The organism is Larkinella rosea, assembly GCF_003858635.1.
GTDB classification, from domain to species: domain Bacteria; phylum Bacteroidota; class Bacteroidia; order Cytophagales; family Spirosomataceae; genus Larkinella; species Larkinella rosea.
This window is the reverse complement of sequence record NZ_RQJO01000003.1, coordinates 1-8,177: the sequence shown is the minus strand read 5'-3', so window position 1 is coordinate 8,177 and position 8,177 is coordinate 1. Positions and strand designations below refer to the sequence as shown.

General features: G+C 47.6%; 8 protein-coding genes, 1 tRNA gene and 1 rRNA gene. All 10 read left to right on the top strand.

Features of this window, described 5'->3' with window-relative positions:
* The first annotated feature begins 8 nt into the window (after nucleotides 1-8).
* Nucleotides 9-120 (top strand): 5S ribosomal RNA (gene rrf / locus EHT25_RS00095).
* An 80-nt stretch (nucleotides 121-200) separates the two neighbouring features.
* Nucleotides 201-274 (top strand) — tRNA-Pro (locus EHT25_RS00090).
* A 181-nt stretch (nucleotides 275-455) separates the two neighbouring features.
* Nucleotides 456-1,898, top strand: a complete 1,443-nt coding sequence (locus tag EHT25_RS00085; protein ID WP_124868809.1) for an anthranilate synthase component I family protein — start codon at nucleotides 456-458, stop codon at nucleotides 1,896-1,898.
* Between the two features lie 11 nt (nucleotides 1,899-1,909).
* Nucleotides 1,910-2,476 (top strand): anthranilate synthase component II, encoded by a 567-nt coding sequence (locus tag EHT25_RS00080; protein WP_124868806.1) that lies wholly within the window; start codon nucleotides 1,910-1,912, stop codon nucleotides 2,474-2,476.
* Complete coding sequence (locus EHT25_RS00075; RefSeq protein ID WP_124868803.1) at nucleotides 2,473-3,162, top strand: class I SAM-dependent methyltransferase; 690 nt, start codon at nucleotides 2,473-2,475, stop codon at nucleotides 3,160-3,162. Before EHT25_RS00080 ends, EHT25_RS00075 begins: the two co-directional genes overlap by 4 nt.
* A gap of 4 nt (nucleotides 3,163-3,166) precedes the next feature.
* Complete coding sequence (gene trpD / locus EHT25_RS00070; protein ID WP_124868800.1) at nucleotides 3,167-4,156, top strand: anthranilate phosphoribosyltransferase; 990 nt, start codon at nucleotides 3,167-3,169, stop codon at nucleotides 4,154-4,156.
* 60 nt (nucleotides 4,157-4,216) lie between these two features.
* A complete protein-coding gene (gene trpC / locus EHT25_RS00065) occupies nucleotides 4,217-5,041 on the top strand; it encodes an indole-3-glycerol phosphate synthase TrpC (protein ID WP_124868797.1) in 825 nt (274 codons plus the stop codon).
* Nucleotides 5,038-5,685, top strand: a complete 648-nt coding sequence (locus EHT25_RS00060) for a phosphoribosylanthranilate isomerase (RefSeq protein ID WP_124868795.1) — start codon at nucleotides 5,038-5,040, stop codon at nucleotides 5,683-5,685. Before trpC ends, EHT25_RS00060 begins: the two co-directional genes overlap by 4 nt.
* Nucleotides 5,686-5,837: 152 nt before the next feature.
* The gene (gene trpB, locus EHT25_RS00055; protein ID WP_124868793.1) at nucleotides 5,838-7,040 is read left to right on the top strand and encodes a tryptophan synthase subunit beta; all 1,203 of its coding nucleotides are present in this window, start codon (nucleotides 5,838-5,840) and stop codon (nucleotides 7,038-7,040) included.
* Between the two features lie 79 nt (nucleotides 7,041-7,119).
* The gene (trpA, locus tag EHT25_RS00050) at nucleotides 7,120-7,935 is read left to right on the top strand and encodes a tryptophan synthase subunit alpha (RefSeq protein WP_124868790.1); all 816 of its coding nucleotides are present in this window, start codon (nucleotides 7,120-7,122) and stop codon (nucleotides 7,933-7,935) included.
* Nucleotides 7,936-8,177: the final 242 nt, after the last annotated feature.

Sequence of the window (8,177 nt, the reverse complement as noted above, 5' to 3'; positions counted from 1 at the left end):
AGAGCTGGGATGGTGGCAAGGGTGCGGGGGAACACCTCTTCCCATACCGAACAGAGCCGTTAAGCCCCGTTACGCCGATGGTACTGGAGTCACTTCCGGGAGAGTAGGTTGCCGCCACCACAGAATAAATACCCATCTTCTACGGGAGATGGGTATACTTTTTTCTTTTTGATTTTTACAAATTAATTACCTTTGCATATCGGGGTGTAGCGCAGCTCGGTAGCGCGCTACGTTCGGGACGTAGAGGTCGTGGGTTCGAATCCCGCCACCCCGACACGTGTAAAACATTAATGAACATGCAGTTTGATGTAACATCTTCTAATCTTTGGTGGCGTTCTTCTTCAATGGAAGTTGAACAGTCAGCGCATGTTTTGTAACCTACCATATGGTTCCTTCGAAAGCCCACTGTTCATAGCAGTGGGCTTTTTTTGTTTCTATCCTTTTCACTTTTCGCTATGATTACGCTAGTTCAAGAACAGAAAAACCGGTTTAAAGTAACCAGCACGTATCGCAAAATGCTGGCGGACACCTTAACGCCAGTGAGTATTTACCTGCGTTTGCGGGATAAATTTGTCAACAGCATTTTGCTGGAAAGCTCAGACTACCACGGACATGACAATAGTTATTCCTACATCTGTTTTGACCCGGTTTCCAAATTTGAATTTGATGGAAAAACCGTAGCGATCAGGTACCCGGATGGACAGGCTCATTCTGTTGAGATCTCGGCTAACGACGATTTATTAACGCTTATCGAAGAATACAGATCCGGTTTTAATTATCAGAAACTGCCCTTCTCTTTTATCACCAACGGCCTCTTTGGGCACATTGGATACAATGCGGTTCAGTTTTTTGAAGATATTTCGTTGCAGGCAGAAACCGCCGAAAATGATGTGCCGCTGGTTGTTTATCAGGCTTTTCGATACGTGATTGCCATCAACCATTTTAAGGACGAACTCTACCTTTTTGAACATTCGTATTCGCAGGACGGGGATGAAACGACGCCGGACAACCTGGATTACATTGAGACGCTGATTAAAAGCCGTAATTTTCCGGCCTATACTTTCAAAACGACTCAGGCTGAGCAATCCAATTTTACAGATCAGGAATTTCTAAGCATTATTCAGAAAGGCATTGATCACTGCCACCGGGGTGATGTCTTTCAGATTGTTCTTTCGCGCAAATTTTCGACAGCTTTTCGCGGAGATGAATTCAATGTTTACCGTACCCTCCGCTCTTTAAATCCCTCGCCTTATCTCTTTTATTTTGATTACGGAAATTACAAATTATTCGGCTCTTCGCCGGAGGCTCAAATTGTCATTAAGGCTCAAAATGCGATTATTTATCCCATAGCCGGAACATTCCGTCGGACGGGTGATGATGTTGCCGACGCCGAATTAGCTAAAAAACTGCACAATGATCCGAAAGAAACCGCTGAACACGTCATGCTGGTGGATCTGGCGCGGAACGATTTGAGCCGCAATTGTAAAACCGTTAAAGTCGAGACTTTCAAAGAAGTGCAATATTATTCGCACGTCATTCACCTGGTTTCGAAAGTGGTGGGTGAGTTAGCCGAAAATATTCAACCATTACGGATTGTGGGCGAAACATTTCCGGCCGGAACGTTATCGGGTGCGCCGAAACACCGGGCGATGCAACTGATTGATCAGTACGAAAAAACAAGCCGCGGTTTTTATGCCGGCTGTATCGGTTTTATGGATTTCAGTGGAGATTTCAACCAGGCCATTATGATTCGGACGTTTTTGAGCAAAAACAATACGCTCCATTATCAGGCTGGGGCTGGTATTGTGGCCAAATCGGATCCGGAAAGTGAGCTGCAGGAAGTACATAACAAATTGATGGCGCTGCGGACGGCCATGAAACAGGCAGAAACTATTTAAATCAACGTACGATGAAAGTGCTGGTTATCGACAATTACGATTCATTTACGTACAACCTCGTCTACATTCTCCGCGAGTTGGGTCATACGGTCGACGTGTATCGGAATGATAAAATTTCGCTGGAAGATGTCGATGCGTACGACAAAATTCTGCTTTCGCCCGGACCGGGGATTCCGTCGGAAGCCGGTCTTATGCAGGAAATTATTCGCCGATATGCGCCAACCAAAAGTATTCTGGGGATTTGCCTCGGCCATCAGGGCATTGGTGAAGCGTTCGGGGCTAGTCTGGAAAATATGAGCGATGTTTACCACGGCGTAGCGCATCGAACTTACATCAAAGACACTTCCGAGCGGTTATTCAATGGTTTGCCTGCAGATTTACTGGTGGGTCGATACCATTCATGGACGGTGGTTCCGGAAAGTTTGCCATCGGATTTGACCGTTACCGCCGTGGATGAAAACGGCCGGGTGATGGGCCTGGCGCATAAAACGTACGATGTGCGCGGTGTGCAATTTCATCCGGAATCGGTTTTGACCGAACACGGAAAACAAATGCTCGAAAACTGGTTAGCCGCATGATTCTGGAATCAGTCATTCCGTGGGGTCGTTCGCTCGACGAATACCGGCGGATGTTTAGCTTAACGGAATCGGATTTGACCAAAACCGTATTGGGCGTTGGCGATGGCCCGGCGAGTTTCAACATAGAAATGCAGGAACTGGGCCATTCGATGGTGTCGATTGATCCGATTTATGCATTTTCGGCGGAAGAAATTGCGTCACGGATTGAGCAGACTTATGATACGGTTTTAGAACAAGTGCGGTTAAATGCTGACCAGTTCAACTGGAGTGATTTTCGGAATCCGGATGATTTAGGTGAACAGCGGATGCGGGCAATGAAGCGGTTTCTGGCCGACTACGAAACCGGAAAGCAGCAGGGTCGTTACCGGGTGCAATCATTGCCGACGCTTTCGTTTCCGGATCAGTCGTTCGACCTGGCACTTTGTTCGCATTTTTTGTTTCTGTACACGGCGCATTTGTCCGAAGATTTTCATCTTCAAGCCATTCATGAACTAATGCGGGTGGCCAGTGAGGTTCGCATTTTTCCGATACTGGATCTGACCGGTCAATTATCGCCTTATGTGAAAACCGTAACGAGGGAATGTCAGAAGAGCGGTTTTTCAGTGGAACAGATCGAAGTACCTTATCATTTTCAGAAGAACGGCAATCAAATGCTGTGTATTACAAAGAAAGCATCGAATCCTTAACGCCATGAAAGAAATACTGAATCACCTGTTCGAGTACAAAACGCTGACCAAAGCCGAAGCCCGGCGGGTGTTGATCGGAATCAGTACGGGACAATACAATACCTCACAAATTGCGGCTTTTCTGACGGTTTACATGATGCGGAGCATTACCGTCGAGGAATTGGAAGGGTTTCGGGATGCCATGCTGGAGCTTTGCCTGCCCGTCGATCTGTCCGAATTTGACGTGATGGATTTGTGCGGAACCGGGGGCGATGGCAAGGATACCTTCAACATTTCGACCTTATCGGCTTTTGTGGTTGCCGGTGCCGGACAGCGGATTGCCAAACACGGAAACCACGGCGTTTCGTCGATGTGCGGATCGTCGACGGTGATGGAATTTCTGGGCTACCGGTTTACGAATGATTACGATGTATTGCGGAAAAAAGTCGAAACCGCCGGCATTTGTTTCCTCCACGCACCGCTGTTTCACCCCGCGATGAAGAACGTCGGCCCGATCCGGAAAGAATTGGGTGTAAAGACATTTTTTAACGTTCTCGGCCCGATGGTAAATCCAGCTTTCCCGAAAAAACAGCTCGTTGGCGTGTTCAGTCTTGAATTAGCCAGATTATATGCGTATCTTTATCAGCAAACGCCCAAGCGGTTTATGATCCTACACGCTCTGGATGGCTATGATGAAGTGTCGCTGACTGGTGCCTTCAAAACGATTACTGCACACGCTGAGCAAGTGCTGACTCCGCACCAAATCGGCTTGCCCCAACTATTGCCTGAACAATTGGCCGGGGGTAAGTCCGTTGAAGATTCTGCCCGTATTTTCATGAATGTGTTGAATAATGAAGCGACAGCCGCGCAAACTGATGCGGTTATTGCGAATGCTGCTTTGGCGTTGGTAGCCGCCGAACGGGCTAAAACCGCTGAGGAAGGGATTCAAATGGCGCGGGAATCGCTGGAAAGCAAGCGGGCGTTGGAAAGTCTGAAGAAATTAGTGGCGAACTAGAAAGAGAAAAATCAGTTAGTAGAGAATAAGCAGTGCAATACCACCGGAATAAAGAATAGAATGGACGTACTTGAACGGATAATTGAGCGGAAGCGTACTGAAGTAGAACATCAAAAAACCGTCGTATCACAACGGGAGCTGGAACAACGACCGCTTTTCAATCGGCAGCCGTTGTCGGCCCACGCGGCACTTCGTCGCCCCGGTTCATCGGGCATCATTGCCGAGTTCAAGCGGAAATCTCCTTCCAAAGGTATTATCAACGATCAGGTTTTAGTGGCTGAAACAACGGCGGGTTACGTCCGCGCCGGTGCTGCCTGTCTATCGGTTTTAACCGACGAGCCGTTTTTTGGCGGAACCTCGGCCGATTTGATGCAGGCGCGGGAGGCCAATCCGGCAACACCGATTATTCGCAAGGATTTTATCATCGACCCGTACCAGATTGTGGAAGCCAAAGCGATGGGTGCGGATTTCATTTTGCTCATTGCCGCCTGTCTGACCGCCGAAGAAGTCGAAAATTACAGCCGGATTGCGCATGATCTGGGTCTGGAAGTATTGCTGGAAGTGCACGATGAACAGGAACTGGAAAGCCATCTGACTCAAACCGTTGATCTGGTGGGCGTTAATAACCGGAACCTGAAAACGTTTGTGACCGATATCGAAACGTCCGTTCGCCTTTCTGCGCTGATTCCCGAATCGTTCGTCAAAATTTCGGAGAGCGGTTTGCAACAGGCCGAATCCATTCAGTCATTACAACAGGCCGGTTATCAGGGTTTTCTGATTGGCGAAACATTCATGAAAACCGCCGATCCGGGTTTGGCTTTGCAGCAATTAATACAGCAATTAGCCGAGTTAAATACCACCTCTCAAAAACAGTATATCGTATGAAAGTAAAAGTATGTGGAATGCGGGATTCCGACAACATTCGCGAACTGCTTGCCCTGGCACCCGATTTTATGGGCTTCATTTTCTACGATAAATCCCTCCGGTTTGTCGGTGAAGATTTGGACGCTGATCTGCTGAAGTCGTTCCCGCGCAACGTCAAAAAAGTAGGTGTATTTGTCAATGCCAGCCCGGATTACATCCTGCGCATGGCAAAGAAGTACGATCTGCAGTACGTTCAGTTACACGGAAACGAAACGCCCGACTTTTGCCGGAACCTGCGGATGCGCGGTATCAGCATCATCAAGGCATTTTCGGTCGATGAGTCGTTCAATTTCAGCATGATCAACAACTACAAACCGTCGTGCGACTTCTTTTTGTTCGATACAAAAGGCGATCAGTTTGGCGGTAACGGTGTTTCGTTCGACTGGAATCTGATGAATCGGTATGACAATGACAAACCGTTTTTTATCAGTGGCGGTATCGACGCCGATAGCATCGACGCGCTGGAAAAACTCAAACATCTCAAGCTGTATGGCGTTGATGTCAACAGCAAAGTAGAAATGAGCCCCGGTTTGAAAGACATCGAACTGGTTAAAAACATCATTACCCGGTTAAAACCGATCGAAGAGGAAGAAACCGTCGCTTAACCTGTCATCTATTGAGCTAACTATACTTTTAAAGACAGCATCCCGCTGTCTTCCAGGATTTTCTGCCTTATTTAAATGGAAAGCAACCACCAGGATTTGAGCGGTTTTGCAGATCAATTCAATCAGAAGGTTGCAGTTTATTTTTGAGTACAATGGAAACTACAGAATTAAAATCAGCTTATCAGGTCGACGAACGGGGCTATTACGGAACATTCGGCGGGGCATTCATCCCGGAAATGCTGTATCCGAATGTGGAGGAATTACGCCAGAACTATTTGTCCATTATTTCCGATCCTTCTTTTCAACGGGAATGGCGGGATTTGCTAACTGATTATGTAGGTCGTCCAACCCCCCTTTTTCACGCGCGTCGGCTGTCAGCAGCTTACAATACAACGATTTATCTGAAGCGCGAAGACCTGTGCCACACCGGGGCCCACAAAGTCAACAATACGGTCGGCCAGATTCTGGTGGCTCAACGACTGGGCAAAAAACGCATTGTCGCCGAAACCGGTGCGGGTCAGCATGGCGTAGCTACGGCTACGGTTTGCGCGCTCATGGGCCTGGAATGCATTGTGTACATGGGCAGCATCGACATGGAACGTCAGAAACCCAATGTCGACCGGATGCGGATGCTGGGTGCCAAAGTTGTTCCGGCCACCAGCGGCAGCCAGACATTGAAAGATGCGACCAACGAAGCCATGCGGCACTGGATCAACAACCCGGTCGATACGCATTACGTGATCGGTTCCGTCGTCGGGCCACATCCCTATCCAGACATGGTGGCTCGCTTTCAGTCCATTATTTCGGAAGAAACACGAAAACAATTACTGGAAAAAACCGGTCAGGCCAACCCCGATTACGTCATTGCCTGCGTGGGCGGAGGAAGCAATGCCGCCGGAGCCTTTTATCATTACCTGGATGAGCCTTCGGTGCAATTGATTGCGGCCGAAGCGGCCGGTCAGGGCGTTGATTCCGGTCATTCGGCCGCGACGACAGCGTTGGGCAAACCTGGTATTTTGCACGGAAGCAGTACGATTTTGATGCAGACCGAAGATGGCCAGGTTGTTGAACCTTACTCAATCTCGGCTGGTTTGGATTATCCCGGTATTGGGCCTTTGCATGCTCATTTGTTTGCATCTGGTCGGGGGCGGTTTTACGCCATTACCGACGAAGAAGCCCTGGAATCGGCTTTTGAACTCAGTCGCCTGGAGGGAATTATTCCGGCCCTGGAGTCATCGCACGCGTTAGCTTGTCTACCGAAACTAAAGGCCGGCCCGGAAGAAGTGGTCGTTATTTGCCTTTCCGGACGAGGTGATAAAGACTTAGCGGCCTACACAACCCGTCTTCCAAAGTAAATTTCTTATTCAAATACAGCGTTATACCGCCGATGAATAAATTGGTCGGCTACTTTTCCATTCCCTAAATACGTCTGCCATGAACCGCATTACTGAATTGTTTCAAAAAAAAACCGAACAGATCCTGAACGTTTACTTTACTGCCGGTTTTCCGCAATTGAACGATACCGCACCCATTTTAGAAACGTTGCAGCAAGCCGGTGTTGACTTAATCGAGATCGGAATGCCCTATTCGGACCCGGTTGCCGATGGCGAAACGATTCAGCAAAGCAATCAAAAGGCGTTGAACAATGGCATGTCGCTCCAGATTCTCTTTGAACAACTACAGGGAATTCGGGCAAAGGTTAAGGTACCTATTCTGCTGATGGGTTATTTGAATCCGGTTGTTCAATTTGGAATTGAAGCCTTTTGCCAGAAATGCGCCGAGGTCGGTGTGGATGGAATCATCGTGCCGGACTTGCCAATTGATGTCTACGAGCGCGAATACAAGTCAATTTTTGACCGCTACCACATTCTGAATATCTTTTTGATCACACCCCAAACCGCCGAAAACCGCATTCGTGAAATCGATAAGCTATCGTCAGGTTTCATTTACATGGTTTCATCGGCCAGCACAACTGGTTCGCAGAGCGGAATTACGGACGAAATGAAAGCGTATTTCAACCGGATCAAAGCGATGGAAATTAAAAATCCGCGCCTGATCGGTTTCGGAATTCAGGATTATGAGACGTTTCAAACCGCCAGTCAGTATGCCAACGGTGCCATAATCGGTAGTGCTTTTGTCCGGTTACTGGAGAAAAATCAGTCTGATAAAACCGCTGCTATCCATGATTTTATACAATCGATTCGATCTTTGCACCCAAATAAAAAAATAAATTCGGCGCTTACTGCCTAATAGTCAGCGAGGTATAAAGTTGTCAGGATTTATTTTGGTATTAGGTCTTGACAAGGTGGGAAATTATTCGGTACTTTGCAGTCCCAAATCGGGGATACGAAGCGGGGAGGAGTTGCCTAAGTGGTTGTTTTTGAATCAGTTAGGTGTTTAAAAAAGAAAAGCAGGTTAAAATTATTTTTTCTTTTTTAATTTGATTTTTCAAAACCTTCCCTTACCTTTGCAGTCCCAAATCGGGGAAAGAG

Bases quoted from the DNA above. Each gene is read 5' to 3' on its own strand.
- EHT25_RS00085 (WP_124868809.1), top strand. From the start codon at position 456: ATGATTACGCTAGTTCAAGAACAGAAAAACCGGTTTAAAGTAACCAGC.
- EHT25_RS00080 (WP_124868806.1), top strand. From the start codon at position 1,910: ATGAAAGTGCTGGTTATCGACAATTACGATTCATTTACGTACAACCTC.
- EHT25_RS00075 (WP_124868803.1), top strand. From the start codon at position 2,473: ATGATTCTGGAATCAGTCATTCCGTGGGGTCGTTCGCTCGACGAATAC.
- trpD (WP_124868800.1), top strand. From the start codon at position 3,167: ATGAAAGAAATACTGAATCACCTGTTCGAGTACAAAACGCTGACCAAA.
- trpC (WP_124868797.1), top strand. From the start codon at position 4,217: ATGGACGTACTTGAACGGATAATTGAGCGGAAGCGTACTGAAGTAGAA.
- EHT25_RS00060 (WP_124868795.1), top strand. From the start codon at position 5,038: ATGAAAGTAAAAGTATGTGGAATGCGGGATTCCGACAACATTCGCGAA.
- trpB (WP_124868793.1), top strand. From the start codon at position 5,838: ATGGAAACTACAGAATTAAAATCAGCTTATCAGGTCGACGAACGGGGC.
- trpA (WP_124868790.1), top strand. From the start codon at position 7,120: ATGAACCGCATTACTGAATTGTTTCAAAAAAAAACCGAACAGATCCTG.